Annotated in this window: 15 protein-coding genes; 13 read left to right on the top strand and 2 right to left on the bottom strand. The window is 33.6% G+C overall.

The genetic code is table 11. The features are described 5' to 3' along the window. Nucleotides 1–64 precede the first annotated feature (64 nt). The 6 genes from fabG to DK441_RS23630 all read left to right on the top strand — a co-directional run bounded on the left by fabG (nt 65) and on the right by DK441_RS23630 (nt 9,934). Nucleotides 65–811, top strand: a complete 747-nt coding sequence (fabG, locus tag DK441_RS23605; protein WP_025663711.1) for a 3-oxoacyl-[acyl-carrier-protein] reductase — start codon at nt 65–67, stop codon at nt 809–811. Nucleotides 812–975: 164 nt separating this feature from the next. After that, nucleotides 976–3,006: a hypothetical protein gene (locus DK441_RS23610; RefSeq protein WP_109853027.1), complete on the top strand. Its 2,031-nt coding sequence runs from the start codon at nt 976–978 to the stop codon at nt 3,004–3,006. A 21-nt stretch (nt 3,007–3,027) separates the two neighbouring features. Further along, the gene (locus DK441_RS23615) at nt 3,028–3,843 is read left to right on the top strand and encodes a prohibitin family protein (protein ID WP_074406374.1); all 816 of its coding nucleotides are present in this window, start codon (nt 3,028–3,030) and stop codon (nt 3,841–3,843) included. 155 nt (nt 3,844–3,998) lie between these two features. After that, nucleotides 3,999–5,138, top strand: coding sequence for a diaminopropionate ammonia-lyase (locus tag DK441_RS23620; RefSeq protein WP_109853028.1), 1,140 nt, complete (start codon nt 3,999–4,001; stop codon nt 5,136–5,138). A gap of 22 nt (nt 5,139–5,160) precedes the next feature. Continuing rightward, complete coding sequence (locus tag DK441_RS23625) at nt 5,161–6,075, top strand: GNAT family N-acetyltransferase (RefSeq protein ID WP_109853029.1); 915 nt, start codon at nt 5,161–5,163, stop codon at nt 6,073–6,075. A gap of 121 nt (nt 6,076–6,196) precedes the next feature. Continuing rightward, entirely contained in the window at nt 6,197–9,934 is a 3,738-nt protein-coding gene (locus DK441_RS23630; protein WP_109853030.1) for a fibronectin type III domain-containing protein, read from the top strand. A gap of 150 nt (nt 9,935–10,084) precedes the next feature. Here the strand turns inward: DK441_RS23630 and DK441_RS23635 are convergent, their stop codons facing one another. Together DK441_RS23635 and DK441_RS23640 are read right to left on the bottom strand one after the other, a co-directional pair. Next, nucleotides 10,085–10,594 (bottom strand): hypothetical protein, encoded by a 510-nt coding sequence (locus tag DK441_RS23635; protein WP_109853031.1) that lies wholly within the window; start codon nt 10,592–10,594, stop codon nt 10,085–10,087. Between the two features lie 13 nt (nt 10,595–10,607). Next, nucleotides 10,608–11,531 (bottom strand): OmpA family protein, encoded by a 924-nt coding sequence (locus DK441_RS23640; protein ID WP_109853032.1) that lies wholly within the window; start codon nt 11,529–11,531, stop codon nt 10,608–10,610. A 344-nt stretch (nt 11,532–11,875) separates the two neighbouring features. Between DK441_RS23640 and hisG the strand changes: the two genes are divergently transcribed. The 7 genes from hisG (at nt 11,876) to hisF (ending at nt 18,850) form a co-directional block, all read left to right on the top strand. Further along, nucleotides 11,876–12,733 carry an ATP phosphoribosyltransferase gene (gene hisG, locus DK441_RS23645; RefSeq protein WP_109853033.1) on the top strand — a complete coding sequence of 286 codons (858 nt, stop codon included), beginning with the start codon at nt 11,876–11,878 and terminating at the stop codon, nt 12,731–12,733. A gap of 41 nt (nt 12,734–12,774) precedes the next feature. Continuing rightward, entirely contained in the window at nt 12,775–14,058 is a 1,284-nt protein-coding gene (hisD, locus tag DK441_RS23650; protein WP_109853618.1) for a histidinol dehydrogenase, read from the top strand. Between the two features lie 69 nt (nt 14,059–14,127). After that, nucleotides 14,128–15,186, top strand: a complete 1,059-nt coding sequence (gene hisC, locus DK441_RS23655) for a histidinol-phosphate transaminase (RefSeq protein ID WP_109853034.1) — start codon at nt 14,128–14,130, stop codon at nt 15,184–15,186. A gap of 147 nt (nt 15,187–15,333) precedes the next feature. Further along, nucleotides 15,334–16,470 carry a bifunctional histidinol-phosphatase/imidazoleglycerol-phosphate dehydratase HisB gene (gene hisB / locus DK441_RS23660; protein ID WP_109853035.1) on the top strand — a complete coding sequence of 379 codons (1,137 nt, stop codon included), beginning with the start codon at nt 15,334–15,336 and terminating at the stop codon, nt 16,468–16,470. 60 nt (nt 16,471–16,530) lie between these two features. Continuing rightward, nucleotides 16,531–17,112, top strand: a complete 582-nt coding sequence (hisH, locus tag DK441_RS23665) for an imidazole glycerol phosphate synthase subunit HisH (protein WP_109853036.1) — start codon at nt 16,531–16,533, stop codon at nt 17,110–17,112. A 111-nt stretch (nt 17,113–17,223) separates the two neighbouring features. Next, on the top strand, nt 17,224–17,952 hold the full coding sequence (hisA, locus tag DK441_RS23670; protein WP_109853037.1) for a 1-(5-phosphoribosyl)-5-[(5-phosphoribosylamino)methylideneamino]imidazole-4-carboxamide isomerase: 729 nt from the start codon (nt 17,224–17,226) through the stop codon (nt 17,950–17,952). Between the two features lie 142 nt (nt 17,953–18,094). After that, nucleotides 18,095–18,850 (top strand): imidazole glycerol phosphate synthase subunit HisF, encoded by a 756-nt coding sequence (gene hisF, locus DK441_RS23675; protein WP_109853038.1) that lies wholly within the window; start codon nt 18,095–18,097, stop codon nt 18,848–18,850. Nucleotides 18,851–18,894: the final 44 nt, after the last annotated feature.

The raw sequence follows: 18,894 nt of genomic DNA on the forward strand, positions 1-18,894 counted from the left end.
TATATTTGAATTCACATTGCAAATTATAAATGGTTTAGATACCACAAAAATTAGAACATAACGAATGAATCTTTTACAAGGTAAAACAGCTATTATCACTGGAGCTACTCGTGGTATTGGCAAAGGAATAGCAGAAATTTTTGCACAACAAGGAGCAAATATTGCTTTCACTTATAGTTCTTCTGTTGAAGCTGCTAAAACATTAGAAAAAGAATTAAACGGATTAGGAATAAAAGCTAAAGGATATCAAAGTAATGCAGCAAGTTACGATCAGGCACAGGAATTAGCTGCAGATGTATTAGAAACATTTGGTAGTATTGATATTTTAGTGAATAATGCTGGTATTACTAAAGATAACCTTTTAATGCGCATGAGCGAGGAAGACTTTGATAAAGTTATCGAGGTAAACCTGAAAAGCGTATTTAATATGACAAAAGCTGTTCAAAGAACTATGCTTAAGCAACGTAAAGGAAGTATAATAAATATGAGTTCGGTTGTTGGGGTAAAAGGTAATGCAGGTCAAGCTAATTATGCAGCTTCAAAAGCAGGGATTATTGGTTTTTCAAAATCTGTTGCGCTAGAACTTGGCTCTAGAAATATTAGAAGTAATGTAGTTGCCCCTGGTTTTATTGAAACCGAAATGACAGAAAAACTTGACGAGAAAGTTGTAGAAGGATGGCGTAATGCAATTCCACTAAAACGAGGAGGTAGTCCCGAAGATATTGCAAATACATGCCTATTTCTAGCAAGTGATTTAAGTGCATATATTACAGGGCAAGTACTTAATGTGGATGGAGGAATGCTTACTTGATTGTAGAATTACGATTAACGATTTAAGAATCATTTTTTTGAATATTTTAATATTTTTTGATGCTAAAAGTCATTAAATTTCAACTTGAATGAAAAGAGTTGCACTTAACACTCTTAAATAAATTGTAATTCGTAACTCAACTATCGTATATCGTAATTAATAGAATGCAAACAGAAACAATCTTATTGATGATAGCGGCTTTTATAACAGCATTAATTGTTGCATTGTTTCAATACTGGTATAAAACAAAAAACAGGAAAAAAAACATCCTGTTTTTTGCTTTTTTACGCTTCCTTAGTGTTTTTGCACTGCTATTGCTGTTAATTAATCCTACTTTCAAACAGAATACTTATTATGTAGAGAAACCTGCTTTGGTAGTTGCAGTGGATAATTCTTCTTCAATAAAATATCTTAAACAAGATCAGAAAGTTACTCAGTTTGCAAACCAAATTGCTGATAATGAAGAACTCAATGAAAGATTTGATATTACTTATTATTCATTTTCTGATAAATTAAATGATTCTCTACGCTTTTCTTTTGATCAAAAACAGACTAATATATCAAAAGCGTTAGAAGAACTTGAGCAAATTCATAAAAATACAATTGCTCCTACAATTGTGATCACTGATGGAAATCAAACTTATGGTAAAGATTATCAATTTAGTAGCATAGGGTATAAGCAAGCGGTGTATCCGATTATTTCTGGGGATACAATTAAGGTACTGGATACCAAAATACAGCAACTTAATGTTAATCGTTATGCATATTTAAAAAATAAATTTCCCGTCGAGGTAATTCTTACATATTCTGGTAATGAAGAAATTACGACTACATTTCAAGTAAAATCGGGAAATAGCACAATTTTTTCTCAGCCCGTTTCTTTCTCAGGAACAAATAACTCTACAGTAGTTAATTTTACGCTTCCGGCTAATAGAGTAGGTGTAAATCAATATGTTGCCGCATTGACACCTTTGGATATAGAAAAAAACACAATAAATAATTCAAAAACTTTTGCAGTAGAGGTAATTGATCAAAAAACCAATGTGTTGTTGATTAGTGATATAGTACATCCAGACCTTGGAGCTATAAAGAAAAGTGTTGAAAGCAATGAAAGACGAAGTATTACGATTAGTAAACCTAATGAAAAGAGGGATTTAAACGATTATCAGTTAGTTATACTATATCAACCCAACACCAGATATAGAGGAGTTTATGAAAAATTAAATACCCTGAAAAAAAATTATTTTACGATTACTGGCTCAAAAACAGATTGGGTTTTTCTTAATAGGATACAAAATAAATATACCCAGGAAATTACACGGCAGAATGAATATTATGTTCCCAGGTATAACAATAATTATGGAGCATTTCTTCAAGAAGATATTGGTTTTCAAGGTTACCCTCCTTTAATAGGTACTTTTGGAGAAATTAGAATGAATTCGAACCATGACCCTTTATTATATAGGACAATAAGTAACATTGATACAGACGAAATGTTACTTGCAACCATAGAACAAGGAGGAATAAGAGAAGCCGTTTTGTTTGGAGAGGGAATATGGAGATGGAGAGCTCAAAATTATTTAGATACTCAAAAATTTGAAGATTTTGATGAGTTTTTTGGTAAACTGATCCAGTATCTGGCTTCTAATAAAAGAAAGAGTAGGTTAAATACTATCTCAGAGTCATTTTATTATGGTAATGCCAGTGTTATTATTAAAGCAGAGTATTTTACAAAGAATTACGAATTTGACAGGAGAGGAAATTTAAGAATTTCAATTAAAAATAAAGAAACTGAAGCTACCCAGACTATACCTATGTTATTGAAAAATAATTCATATGAAGTGGATTTGAGTAATCTTGATGCAGGAAATTATGACTATACAGTAACAGTATTAGGTGAGAATATAGCACGTTCTGGAAGTTTTGCAATTCTGGAATATGATGTAGAACAACAATTTCTTAACGCAGATGTAACAAAACTGAAGCAAATAGCTACTAATACTAATGGTAAGTCATATTATTTGGACCAAAAAGACACGCTTATAAAAGAATTACTAGAAGATCAAAGATATCAAACGATACAAAAAAATAAGGAAAATGTAGTATCTTTAATAGACTGGAAATATCTTTTAGCAATAGTTATTTTGTTACTTACTATAGAATGGTTTGCACGAAAATATAACGGACTTATTTAAAACTAAAAACTCAAAATTATTATGGAAAAATTACCAAAAATAGGATTGCCTATTCTAATTCTATTAGTATTAGTAATCGTCTTTATTTCAAAATCAACAGAAACTATTGGTTCTGGAGAAGCCGGTGTGCTTTATAAAACATTTGGAGGAGGTGTGGTTACAGATAGTCCACCTCTGGGAGAAGGGTTTCATTTAGTTGCTCCCTGGAATAAAGTAATCGTTTACGAAGTACGACAGCAAGAAGTTTTTGAAAAAATGCAAGTACTTTCTTCTAACGGATTAGAAATTAAATTAGATGCTTCTGCATGGTTTCAACCAGATTATGAAAAATTAGGGTTATTACACCAACAAAAAGGAGAAAATTATGTGGCAAGAGTTTTATTGCCGACAATACGATCTGCAGCCCGTAGTGTAGTAGGAAGGTATACTCCAGAGCAATTGTATTCTAGTAAAAGAGATGCGATTCAAAAAGAGATTTTTGAAGAGACAAAGAAAATTGTAAGTAATCAATACATCCAACTTAATGAAGTATTGGTACGTGATGTAACATTACCACCAACAATTAAAGAGGCAATCGAGCGTAAGCTAAAACAAGAGCAAGAATCGTTAGAATATGAATTTAGATTGGAAAAAGCCAAAAAGGAAGCTGAAAGACAAAAAATTGATGCAGAAGGTAAAGCGGTAGCTAATCAAATTTTAAGCGCTTCGTTAACAGATAAAATTCTTAAGGAAAAAGGAATAGAAGCTACATTACAACTAGCCAAATCACCTAATGCCAAGGTAGTAGTTGTAGGGTCAGGAAAAGATGGAATGCCAATAATTCTTGGTAACCAATAGAAAAACAGGATCGTATGATTAGGTTTACAGGCACTCTAGAGTGCCTGTATTTTTTATAAATTTAAATACGTATAAAACCTCTTAGTAATCATAAACGGTAAAGAATTATAGCAGATGCTATACTATGAAGATCGTAAACACAAAAAATCATTCAAATGGAGATAAAAAATAAGGAGGATTCTTCGTTTTACATAAATAATCCGGATAATACATTTGTAGATAATGTAACTACTGCTATTCTGGAGAAATGTAATGATATAAAGGCATTTCATTCATCTTTACCAGGATATAAACCAACACCTTTAATTCCTTTACCTAACTTATCCAAAAAGTATAATGTTGGTAATATTTATATTAAAGATGAATCATTTCGTTTTGGTTTAAATGCGTTTAAAGGGTTAGGGGCTTCATATGCTATACATCAGGTTCTTAAAAAGAAACCACAGATAGAAACTTTTTGTACCGCTACAGATGGTAACCATGGAAGAGCCGTGGCATGGTCGGCTAATTTTTTTAATAAAAAAGCAGTGGTTTTTGTCCCAAAAGGTACTACAGATCAACGCATAAAAGCTATTGAAAAAGAAGGAGCTATAGTTGAACAAGTAGATGGTAATTATGATAAAACCTGTGCTTATGCTAAAGCAGTAAGTGAAAAAAATGGATGGGAGCTAGTACAGGATACTGCTTGGAAAAATTATGAAGAAATACCGGCATATATTATGGGTGGATATTTAACGCTCTTTCAGGAAATGGAAGATAGCCTTCATCTTGCACAAAACCCAAAAATTGATCTTGTTTTTCTTCAAGCTGGTGTAGGGAGTTTTGCGGGAACAGGAATTAGATATTACATAGAAAGGTATGGAGTAAACCGTCCTAAGATTATCATTGTAGAACCAACAGAAGCAGATGCAATTCTTGCTTCGTTTAAAAAAGGAAAAATAACGACTTCGTTAGGGAATAGTGAAACAATAATGGCGGGACTTAATTGCGGAACACCTTCTCTAGGAGCATGGGATTTAATAAAAAATGGAAGTGATATCTCGATCAAAATTGATGATAAATATTCTAGAGAAGCAATTCGGGAGCTTTATTTCTCTAGAGGTTCGGATACAAAAATAGTTTCTGGAGAATCTGGTGCTAGTGGTTTAGCAGGTTTTATTGCGATCATGAAAGAACAAGAATATGAACCGATAAAAGAAACGCTTCGTATAAATGAAACCACTAATATTCTTTTTATAAGTACCGAAGGCGCAACAGATAAAGATATGTTTGATAGTATTATAAATGAAGAATAATTAATAGAACATTAGAATACAAATGAGAAAAATATTAGAAACTGAAAGATTATCTCTTCGTGAATTTAATCTAGAAGACTCTGATTTTGTTTTAAAATTGGTAAACTCTCCAAAGTGGATAGAATTTATTGGAGATAGAAATGTTAGAACGCAAGCTGAAGCAAAGGGATTTTTAGAAAATAGTCTAATACAAAGCTATAAAGAAAATGGGTTCGGTTTATGGGTAGTTGTATTGAAAGAAACCAGTACTTCTATAGGAATGTGTGGATTAGTAAATAGAGATACACTAGAGGATATTGATATCGGATTTGCAATGCTTCCAGAATATTTAGGATTGGGGTATGGGTATGAAATAGCCAATGCAACAATGAACTATGCTAAAAACACCTTAGATCTTGATAAAATTGTTGGAATAACAAATCCTAATAACATTGCTTCAATTAAGTTGTTAAACAAAATAGGATTACGTTTTGTGAAAACGATAGAATTACCAGAAAAGGATACAGTTCTATTTTTTTCTACTCCTACAGATTTTAAAGAAGAAAATGAACTAAACCAATTAACAACTAGATTTTTTAGCTTGTTTACCAATGCAGAGGGAAAAAGCCCTAATGTTGAAGAAATTGAGAATATCTTTATTACTAATGGCATTATAATAAGTAATACTCATGGTGTTCCGGAAATCTATGATATTAATGAGTTTATAACTCCAAGAAAAAAAATGTTAAGTGACGGGACACTTAAAGATTTTAGAGAAAGCGAAATTTCACATAAAACAGAAATATACGGTAATGTAGCACAACGATTTAGTTTTTATGAAAAATCGGGTAAATTAAACGGGGTGTATTTTGAGTCTCGGGGAATGAAGACTATTCAATTCATCAAAGTTGGTCTTGATTGGAAAATGTCTTCTGTTGCTTGGAGTGATGAAAAATAGAGCATAGTTAGCATTAAATATATAAAAGTTAAATTATGTTAAATTTAACTTTTATTGTGTTAAATTTGGTTTTTTACCGTAATTATATTACTTTTAAACCTTAAACTCAACTAATGCTTATATGAAAAAAAGAATGATCCGCTCGGTTCTACTGGGCTTGGGATTAGTCGCCCTATCAGTAATCGTAATTATTTCTATAAAGAAAGACAATTTAGAACAAAGTACGAACGAAACTGAAATCGATAATCTACGAAAACAACACAATACCTATTTAAAAAACAGCCCCTACAAAGAGACTTTACAATTAACAAAGTCTGAGAGAAAAGCCAAAGGACTTCCGCCAAATAGATATTTTGAGCAAATGTGGGAATTAACTATGAATCCTACAACTGGTAAAACAGAACCAGAGAAGATTTATGCAGTTCAAAAACAATTAGCAAATACAGCAAAAAGAGCTCCGGGAGATGCTCAAGATAACCCTTGGGTAGAAAGAGGTCCTAATGATATTGGAGGACGTACACGAGCTATTTTATTTGACCCCAATGATGCTAATAATAGAAGAGTTTATGCCGGTGGTGTAAGTGGAGGATTATGGGTTAATAACGATATTACATCTGCCGCTTCACAATGGAGTCGAGTGCAGAATGTTCCCGGAAACCTTTCGGTAACTTCTATAACTGTAGATCCCAGAAATAACAACACATGGTATGTAGGTACAGGAGAGCAATATACAGCAGGAGCAGTTGTTGGTAGTGGAGTATACCGTTCTACAGATGGTGGTAATACTTGGCAAGCTGTCAATATCCCTGCTGCTGGAGGCGGAAATATTAATTTTAACGCTACAAACCTTTTCCTTTCAGGGATTTATTATGTAAATGATATTGTAGCATGGAATAATACAGCACAAAATCGTACTGAATTATTCGTTGGAGTAGGAGCACATAGATATGGAGATGCATCTAGTCCCTCTAACTGGCTAGGAATTCAGTCTGCAGGAATTTACCGATCAATAGATGGTGGAGCGAACTGGAATAGAATAGAATCGGCTAATATGCAATACCAAAGAAATGATGTAAATTATTACTATATACCTAACGATTTTGAAGTAGGAGCCGATAATAGATTATGGGTTGGTACCATTAATTCACCATTAGGAAATGGAGGAGGGCGTGTATTTAGCTCTAATGATGGTGCAACATGGACAGAAGCAGCCGCTTCCCCGCTTAATGATTCTAATAGAGTAGAGTTAGAAACATCTGCAACCGATGCTAATAAGATATATGCACTAACTCAAGGAGTTGCCAGAGATGCTAATAATAGAGTAATAGACCCAGTTCATGTTTATCGAAGTACAGATGGTTTTGCAACTGCTCCAACCGCAACAGCATTGCCAAATGATGTAGATAATGGTATTCCTGCAAATGATTTTACCAGAGGACAATCTTTTTATGATTTAATGATAGAATCAGATCCCAATAATGATGATATAGTATATGTAGGAGGAATTGATCTTTTTAGATCAACAAATAGTGGTGATGCATGGAGCCAAATTTCAAAATGGTCTAACAATAATAATTTAGCTGGATTAGGAGCTTCTATTGTTCATGCAGATCAGCATGCTATGGCATTTCGACCAGGGAATTCAAATCAGGCAATTTTTGGTAATGATGGAGGGGTATTTTATGCAAATAGCCTGTCTACGGCTGCAAATAATAATGTATTTGGAGCAAGAAATAATAATTATAATGTAACCCAGTATGTAAAGGCAGGTATAGGACCTAATGGAGCTGGTGATGTAGCAGGTATTTTTTCTGCAGGATCCCAGGATAATGGATCTCAGGCATTTAGAAATGTAGTAGCAGGAATAAATGGATCTGAACCATTAACAGGAGGAGATGGTTTCTACACTTTTATAGATAAAGATGGTGAATATATGATTGCTACATATACAAATAATGTAATTTATAGATTTAATTTACCATGGGATGGACGTAGTAGAATACAAGGAGGAGCCACAACGCTTGTAAATGATGATGGAACAGGTGATTTTGTAAATCAAATGGGATACGATAGTGATGCTAATTATTTATTATCAAATTCCTCTTCTTATGATGCAGCTACAGAGACTTGGAACTATGTTATAAGAACAATTGATGTGGCAGGAAATAGAAATGATACCATTACAAATGCATTATTAACAAGTAAACCAACGGCTTTTATTGCTTCCTCTTTTGCTAATAATACATGGTATGTAGGAACTGCCTCTGGTGGTTTATTAAGATTAACAAATGTAGGTTTTGGAGCAGCTAATTGGGCGGAAATAAATACGCCTTTTGTTGGATCTGTTTCCTCTGTTAGATTAGGAGCAACAGCAAATGATATCATGGTTACGATTCATAACTATGGTGTTACTAGTGTATGGTACTCTTCTGATGCAGGAGTTAATTGGTCAAATAAAGAAGGAGATCTTCCTGATATCCCTGTTAGAGATATTTTACAAAATCCATTAGATAGAACAGAAGTTATTGTAGCAACACAACTTGGAGTATGGGTGACTACTAATTTTGATGCAGCAAATCCAAATTGGGTTAGATCACAAAATGGAATGAGTGATGCTAGTGTAACCTCTTTCGATTATTGGGAAATAAACGGAGATCAAAATAATAATACGATTATAGCTTCTACTTATGGACGAGGCATTTTTACAGGTTCATTTACTGCTAATGGAGTGCAAGATAATGAAGCGCCAACGGCGCCAACAAACCTTATCGCATCTAATGTTGCAGAGACTACATTAACATTATCCTGGACTGCATCTAATGATAATATCGGCGCTACTGAGTATGATGTATATCAAGGAAATACAAGAATAGGGTCTACAGCAGGAACAAGTACTAATATTAATTCGCTAACAGCTAATACCTCTTATCAATTCAGAATCAGAGCTAAGGATGCTGCTGGAAACGAATCTGGTTTTAGTAATACTCTTGATGTTACTACATTAGCTCCAGCACCGGTTGATCCTTGTGCAGGAGTAGCTGCCTATGTTAATGGTCAGGCATATCCAGTAGGAAGCAGGGTGACATTCTCAGGAGATTTGTATGAGAGAACTGCTACAACGTGGATTAATCTTGGAGCATGTGGAGTTCCAGGAGATACTCAAGTACCTACAGCACCAACGAATCTTGTAGTATCTAATGTTGCAGAAACTACACTAACATTATCCTGGACTGCATCTAATGATAATGTCGGCGTTACAGAATATGATGTGTACCAAGGAAATACTAGAATAGGATCTACAGCAGGAACAAGTACTAATATTAATTCGTTAACAGCTAATACTCCTTATCAATTTAGAATTAAAGCTAAGGATGCTGCAGGAAACGAATCTGGATTTAGTAATGAAGTTAATGTTAATACATTAGCTCCAGCACCAGTTGACCCTTGTGCAGGAGTAGCTGCCTATGTTAATGGGCAGGCATACCCGGTAGGGAGTAGAGTAACATATTTAGGAAATCTATATGAGAGAACCGCTACTACGTGGGCTAATCTTGGACCATGTGGAGTTGCTGCTGCTATTGCATCTGTCAATTCGACTCAAAGTACTGATCTTACAGGGCCTCCAATAACTCCGATGCCACTTAGCTTTTATCCTAATCCTGTAGAAAATGATATGTATGTTGCTACAACAGATATATCAGAAATAAATTATATGATAATGAATGCTGCTGGACAAATTGTTGCTCAGGGAGTTATTAATAATAACAGGGTAGATGTTCAAAACTTAAATAAAGGAATATATATACTGAAATTAAAATCAGAAAATGATATAATGATTAAACAATTCGTGAAAAAATAATAATTTTTATAACAGTGATTTGTTTAGAAGGCTGTCTGAAAGGGCAGTCTTCTTTTTTTTTTGAATACCTCTGTTTATGCTTATAAGTAAAAAAGCCTCCATAATATAAATTATGAAGGCCTTACTAAATAGTAAAATGGTTAGTGGTTACTACTTATCTTTAAGTTTCTTAGCTTGCTTTGTCCATTTATCTCTTTCAATCCTACCAGGAAAGAATTGAATAAGAGTAGTTACGGTATCAATATCTTCTGCGGTAAATTTACTAATTTGATCAAAAGTATAGATACCAATACTGTTTAATTTTTCTTCAATAAAAGAACCAATACCGCTAATTAGCTTTAAATCATCCTTTTGAGAGGCATTTGCTTTACCAAAACTATCAAAATTTAATGTAGGCATTTCTCCACCATTAGTAACCGCAACTCCTCCGTGATCCCGCGTCTTAAATGCTTTAATTCCATTTTCGGGATTAGAAAAGGTTGAATTTGCTTTTTCGTTACTTGCATTTTTAAGCATCGCATTTTCTCTTTCACACTCATCTAATGCCTTTTTGTATTTTTTTTTGAGCGCTCTTTTCGATAAAAACCTTCCTAACAAAAATGCCAGGAATAATAGCAATAATAAGCACCACCAATTTGCTTCGTTTAAAAAATCTAACATAGTTGTAATATTTTTAGTTTACGGTTATTTCTATTCTTCTGTTTTTTGCTTTGTTTTCCTCACTATCATTCGGAACGATAGGGTTTGATTCTCCCTTAGATAAGGCTATAATCTTATCTTTAGCTATACCTTGCGAAATAAGATATTCTCGTACATTATTTGCTCTTTGTTGTCCAAACCAGAGATTTGCTTCTTCCTCGCCAACATCATCTGTATGTCCAGTGATTACAACCGATTTATCAGGATATTTATTAATGTAATTTTTAAGTTCTAATGCATAATTAGATAAAGTGGCATCTGGTTGAAATGTTTTTTGACCAAAATTAGAATGCAATGTTCGGGTAGTTATACTTTTTTCAACTTCGACTAATCTAGCTTCATTTAATGTGCTGAAATTTAATAGTATTCCGCCAGGATATTCTCCATTATCAGAGTAGGTGTAATTATTTAATTGCGTTTTGGTTGCAATACGATCTGCATTAATTCCTGCTTTAACCAAAATATCTTTAATAAAGTTAGCTCTAGAACTACCTAATTGTGTACTATCACTATTTTCAGAAGAATTCTCATAACCATAAATGATAAGTTCCTGATCTTGGTGTTGTCCTAAGTAATCAGCTACTTGTTGGCTAAAACCTTTTAGAGAATTGGGGATAAATACATCTCCATTGGTATTGTTAATCTTTAGATTTTCAACATATCTAAATACATCTTGCCCGTGGGGGCCTTTTGCAAATAATCCAACACTTCTATTTGCTGCTGCGATGCTGTCTTCATATGCTTTTTTTGCTAATGCTTCTAATTCGGGATCAGGTTTTTGTTCTACTACAGGTATACTTTCATTAGTGCTTTTTGTACACCAATCACAAGAGTAATACCACCATATTGCCAGCCAGGCAAAAAGTAAAAAAATAAGAAAAGAGGAGAAATTTTTCATGTGTTGTTGATTAGTATTGGTTTTTTAAAGTTATAAAAATGTTTATAATCAACCTATTGCAGGCCTTAAATTCTAAGGATTTAATCATAGAAAAAAGATGAATCGCAAAAAAATAAGCTGAAATGCGTTTGAGTGAAAATAATTTTTTATAAATTCGCAGGGTATTTAGAAAAAACAATGAATAATATATTTGTACATCATCATCATTCTTACATTTTCGCTCAGGCGTGGTAGGTATGATATGTGTATAACACAATAATATGAAAACCCGTTTGAGTAATTCAAACGGGTTTTTTGTTTCTGCAAAACTCGTTTTTGAATTGCTCAAGCACAACAACAAAAAAATGTCAAAAATTAAAATTGCAATTCAAAAAAGCGGGCGCCTTAATGAGGATTCAGTAAAAATACTGAAAGACTGCGGTATTTCGATTGATAATGGTAAAGATCAACTAAAAGCCCAAACCCGTAATTTTCCTATGGAAGTTATGTTTTTACGAAATGGAGATATACCTCAATATCTTAGGGATGGTATTGTTGATATCGCTATTATAGGAGAGAATGTACTTATAGAAAAGGGGAAAGATATTTCGATTACAGAACGACTTAATTTTTCAAAATGTAAAGTTTCTCTAGCAGTCCCAAAAGATTTTGAGTACAATTCGATTAAAGATCTTGACGGAAAAAGAATTGCTACATCATACCCCAACACAGTTAATGAATATCTAGAAAAACAGGGAATCTCGGCAGAATTGCACCAAATATCTGGATCGGTAGAGATCGCACCGAATATTGGTTTGGCAGATGCAATTTGTGATATTGTATCTAGTGGTAGTACATTATTTAAAAATAACCTTAAAGAAGTAGAAGTAATGCTCGCTTCTGAAGCCGTACTTGCAGTGTCTCCAAAAATATCAGACGATAATAAAAAACTTCTTGAAAAATTACAATTTAGAATCAAAGCCGTTTTAAAAGCTAGAAATTCTAAATATGTCCTGCTTAATGCTCCTAACCATAAAATTGAAGATATTGTTAAAATACTGCCAGGTATGCGAAGCCCAACAGTATTGCCACTCGCAGAAGAAGGCTGGAGTTCTATTCATACTGTTGTAGAGAAAAACAAATTTTGGGATATTCTTGATGAGTTAAAAGCAGAAGGAGCAGAAGGAATTTTGGTTTGTCCAATAGAAAAGATGGTTTTATAAATAATTTAATGTGTTTCTGTTACCACAGAAATGAAGAAGAGATGCAAAAAATATACAATCCCAATAAAAATAATTGGCCAGAGATATTAAAAAGACCAACACAAACTGTAGCTGATATTGAAGAAAAAGTGTTGACTGTTTTTAATGAAGTTAAAACAGAGGGTGATCGGGCGGTACAACGATATACTAAAAAATTTGATAAGGTAGATCTTGATGCAATTCTTGTAGATTCTGAAGAAATAGAAGAAGCAAAAAAACAGGTAAATCAGGATTTAAAGGATGCAATACAATTAGCTAAATCTAATATTGAAAGGTTTCATGCGGCACAAAAAACGGATAAAGTTTCTGTCGAAACAACAATCGGAGTGAAATGCTGGCAGGAGAAAAGACCAATTCAAAAGGTAGGATTATACATCCCAGGAGGAACAGCTCCTTTGTTTTCTACAATTTTGATGTTAACCGTTCCTGCTAATCTTGCAGGATGCAAAGAAATCGTATTATGTTCCCCCCCGAATAAGGAAGGAAAAATTCACCCGGCTATTTTGTATGCCGCTAATCTTTGTGGGGTAACAAAAATCTGTAAAGTAGGAGGAATTCAAGCTATTGCAGGAATGACTTTTGGAACAGAAACTATTCCGCCTGTATACAAAATATTTGGTCCGGGTAATCAATTTGTAACGGTGGCAAAACAGCTGGCAACGAAGTTTGGAGTCGCTATAGATATGCCAGCAGGACCAAGTGAATTGCTTGTGGTTGCAGATGATACTGCTAATGCATCCTTTATTGCTTCTGATTTGTTAAGCCAGGCAGAACACGGTAAAGATAGCCAGGTGATTTTAGTATCTACATCTAAAAAAATGATGGATGAAGTAGAAGAAGAGGTAGTTAAACAACTAGCGGTTTTGCCAAGAAAAGAAATTGCCGAAGGAGCTATATCCAATTCAAAATTAATCTGTGTTGAAGATGATCAGCAGGCTATAGAATTGATCAATGAGTATGGCCCCGAGCATTTTATAGTATGTACAAAAAATGAGGATTTTTTTGTAGATAATATAACCAATGCAGGCTCTGTGTTTATTGGTAATTATACACCAGAAAGTGCGGGGGATTATGCCTCGGGGACTAATCATACGCTACCGACCAATGGATATGCAAAACAATATAGCGGTGTAAACCTGGATAGTTTTATGAAGTCAATGACATTTCAGAAAATATCAAAACAAGGCATCCAGAACATAGGTAAAGCAATTGAACTTATGGCCGAAGCAGAAGGTTTACAAGCGCATAAGAATGCAGTAACACTACGATTAGAGAGTTTGAAATAGTTGTTAATTGATTGGCATAAGTAGCTAGTAATCATTAATGAGGTTTTAACCAACAGCAATAAACTAAAAATGAATAAAATTCAATTCAACATAAAACAATTAGTTCGCAAGAACATACAATACCTAAAACCGTATAGTTCGGCCAGAGACGAGTTTACAGATTTTGACCAGAATATGGTTTTTTTAGATGCCAATGAAAACCCTTACGAAAATGGAGTCAATCGATATCCTGATCCGCAACAGAAAAGCTTAAAAAAGATAATAGCAAGTCAAAGAAAAGTTTCAGAAACCAATTTACTTCTTGGTAATGGTAGTGATGAAGTATTAGATCTGATATTTAGAGCATTTTGCGAACCTGGTATTGATAATATTATTACAATGCCTCCTACATACGGGATGTATAAGGTGTTAGCAGATATCAATAATATAGAAGAACAACAAGTGTGGTTAGAAAAAGATTTTCAACCAGATGTCGAAGCGATATTCGCTACAGCGAATAGTTATTCTAAATTACTTTTTATTTGTTCTCCTAATAACCCTTCAGGAAATTTGATTGAACAAAAAAGAATAGAAGAACTTCTTGAGTGTTTTAGAGGATTGGTAATTATTGATGAAGCCTATATCGATTTTACAGATAGAGAAAGTTGGGTAGGGAGTATAGATAAATATCCAAACCTTATAGTAACGCAGACGTTATCCAAAGCGTATGGTTTGGCAGGCATACGATTAGGAATTTGTTATGCTTCCGAAGAAATAATAGCTGTTCTAAATAAAATAAAACCACCTTATAATGTGAACGAATTAACACAACAGCGAGCTTTGCAACGTGTTATCGAGGAAGATCAAATTCTAGCCGAAGTATCCGCGATAATAGAAGGACGTACCCTTTTGGAAGAAGCTTTATCTACCATAAATTTTGTAGAGGAAATATTTAAAAGTGATGCCAACTTTATTTTGGTAAGAGTAGATGACGCTAATAAGCGATACGATCAGTTAATTAAAGAAGGTATTGTGGTTCGCAATAGAAGTACACAACCTTTATGCAAAAATACACTTCGGTTTACAGTAGGTACTAAAGAAGAAAATGAAAAACTAATACGGGTACTTACTTCAATTTCGAAATCGTGAACCCATTTCATAAATTTTTTAAATAAAAGTAAAATTAGAGACAATATTACAGTATGAAATAAGCCATAACAATTAAGTTGATATCCAGCTGAAATGATTTTATGGCGATTCCATCTGACCATTAAAAAACAATAAATATATAAACAGATGAAAAAGAAAGTATTATTTATAGATCGTGATGGTACGATTATCAAAGAAACTGCAGATGAGCAGATAGACGCATTCGAGAAGATGATATTCTATCCAAAGGCATTTACATATTTAGGTAAAATTGCTCAGGAATTAAACTATGAATTGGTAATGATTACCAATCAAGATGGCTTGGGTACCGATGTATTTCCTGAGGATACATTTTGGCCTGTGCATAATTTTATTATGAAATCTTTTGAAAATGAAGGAGTCGTATTTGATAAAGTATTTCTTGATAGAACTTTTCCTCATGAAAATGCAAATACCAGAAAACCAGGAACAGGCTTGTTAACCGAATATTTTTCTGAAGAATATGATTTGATAAATTCTTTTGTGATCGGTGATCGTTTAACCGATATGGAATTGGCTAAAAATCTGGGAGCAAAAGGAATTTTTATTAATGATAATACCAATCTGGGAACAGGAGAAATTACAATAAAAAGGGAAGAGTTAAACAATCATATTGCTCTGGAGAGTAATGATTGGCAAAAAATATATGAATTTCTTAAACTAAAAGATCGCGTTGCAGAAATTTCACGAAAAACCAATGAAACCGATATTTATATCAAACTAAATCTTGATGGTACTGGTAAAGGTAATATTAATACAGGGTTAGATTTTTTTGATCATATGTTAGACCAAATTGCTCGTCATGGTCAAATGGATTTAGATATCAAAGTAAAAGGAGATTTAGAAGTCGATGAACACCACACTATCGAGGATACAGCAATAGCATTAGGAGAAGTATTTAGTAAGGCTCTGGGTGATAAATTGGGAATCGAACGTTATGGCTTTTGTTTACCAATGGATGATTGCCTGGCACAGGTAGCTATTGATTTTGGAGGACGTAATTGGTTGGTATGGGAAGCAGAATTTAATCGCGAAATGATTGGTAAAATGCCAACAGAAATGTTTTTCCATTTTTTTAAATCATTTACCGATGGGGCTAAGGCAAATCTTAATGTAAAAGCAGAAGGGACCAACGAACATCATAAAATTGAAGCCATTTTTAAAGCTTTTGCAAAAGCTATTAAAGTTGCAGTACAACGTGATTCTGGTAAAATGATTTTACCCAGTACCAAAGGAGTGCTATAATTTAGTTACGAATTAAGATTGAAGAATTGTAAATCTGAAATCATAAATCTGAAATATAAAGTGAAAATTGTAATTATCAATTACGGAGCAGGAAATATCCAATCTATAAAATTTGCAATACAAAGACTGGGGTATGAAGCGATATTAAGTAATGATCCCGAAGAAATCAAAGCAGCAGATAAAATTATCTTTCCTGGAGTAGGCGAGGCGAGTAGTGCAATGCATAAGCTTAGAGATTCTGGATTAGATCACTTGATCCCAGAATTAAAACAACCGGTTTTGGGAATTTGCCTGGGGATGCAATTAATGTGTAACTATACCGAAGAAGGAAATACCAAGGGGTTAGGAATTTTCGATGTTGATGTTATACGATTCGATAATCAGGTAAAAGTACCACAGATAGGCTGGAACCAGATAGAATCTCTTGATTCACCTTTGTTTGAAGGGATCTTAGAAAAAGAGCATATCTATTTAGTACATAGTTACTATGCACCAGTTACCAAAAATACAGTGGCAAAGACTCATTATGGAATTACGTACAGTACAGCTTTGCAAAAAGGTAATTTCTACGGAACCCAGTTTCACCCAGAGAAAAGTAGCGTTGTTGGTGAGAAGATATTAATGAATTTTTTGAAACTATAAAAATAAAGTAATAAGTACAAAGTGTTAAGTTATAGTATGAATAAATTTGAGAACCTAAATGTTTGGAAGAAATCTTATAGCATAATACTTAAGACATAATACCGTAAAACTATGAGAATAATACCAGCTATAGATATTATCGACGGAAAATGTGTTCGTCTTTCGAAAGGAGATTATAACACAAAAAAGATATATAATGAAAACCCATTAGAAGTAGCTAAGGAATTTGAAGCCCATGGAATCGAATATTTACATTTAGTGGATTTAGACGGAGCAAAATCTAAACATATAGTCAATCATAGAGTACTAGAGCAAATCGCATCAAGGACAAGCTTGAAAATTGATTTTGGAGGAGGTCTTAAGACCGATGATGATCTTAGAATCGCTTTTGAAAGTGGAGCAAATCAAATTACAGGAGGAAGTATTGCCGTAAAAGATCCCGAAATTTTTGCATCGTGGTTACAAAAGTTTGGAACAGATAAAATTATTTTAGGAGCAGATGCGCATCATGAAAAAATTGCAGTAAGTGGATGGTTAGAAGAAAGTGATAAAGAATTGATTCCATTTATTCAAGAGTATCAGAAAGAAGGAATAACGTATGTGATTTGTACCGATATTAGTAAGGACGGGATGCTACAAGGACCTTCGTTTGAGCTGTATCAAAGGATTTTAAACCAAACAGACAATCTTAAGTTAATAGCATCAGGAGGAATCTCTACCTTTGATGAATTGCCAAAACTAGCAGAAATTGGTTGTGAAGGAACTATTATTGGAAAAGCGATTTATGAACATAAAATAAGCTTGAAACAATTAGAAGAATATATCCTGTTAAAAACATAAAAAAATGGATCAAAAACTTGCTGTTTCTTCTGAAAATAAATCTGCTGAAAAAGCAACTTTTTGAAAAACTGAAGTCTATAGTACATATAGCTCAAGAAGTAATTAGAGATTGCACTGTAAAAGAACTGAGTAAAAAAGAATTATGTTAACAAAGAGAATTATACCATGTTTAGATATCAAAAATGGGCGTACCGTAAAAGGAGTCAATTTTGTAGATCTACGAGATGCAGGTGATCCTGTAGAACTTGCTGATGCGTATTCAAAAGCAGGTGCCGATGAATTAGTGTTTTTGGATATTTCTGCAACAGAAGAACGTCGTAAAACATTAGCAGAATTAGTGCTTAAAGTAGCAGAAAAAGTAAATATCCCTTTTACTGTAGGTGGAGGAATTTCATCTATTGAAGATGTAGACGTTTTATTGCAAAATGGAGCCGATAAAGTATCTATAAATTCATCTGCAGTAAAGAACCCTCAATTGGTTAATGATCTGGCAGGAAAATTTGGATCACAATGTATTACTGTGGCTATAGATGCAAAACAAATCGATGGTAAATGGATAGTACACTTAGTAGGAGGTAAAGTACCTACAGAGCTAGATTTGTTTGACTGGGCGAAAGAAGTTGAAGCACGAGGAGCCGGAGAGATATTGTTTACATCCATGGATCATGATGGTACCAAAGAAGGGTTTGCGAATGAGGCATTGTCTATATTGTCAGAAGAGTTAAATATCCCCATAATTGCTTCTGGTGGAGCAGGAAATATTCAACATTTTGTAGATACATTTAAAAAAGGTAGAGCAGATGCTGCACTGGCAGCAAGTGTTTTTCACTTTAAAGAAATAGAAATTAAAGATTTAAAAAAGAAATTACAGGATAATAAAATTCCTGTACGATTATAAAAAAAAGAATCTTCGATGAGCAAAAACAAATGATATAAATTTTA

The sequence above is a fragment of the Aquimarina sp. AU58 genome (assembly GCF_900312745.1).
GTDB classification, from domain to species: Bacteria; Bacteroidota; Bacteroidia; order Flavobacteriales; family Flavobacteriaceae; genus Aquimarina; species Aquimarina spinulae.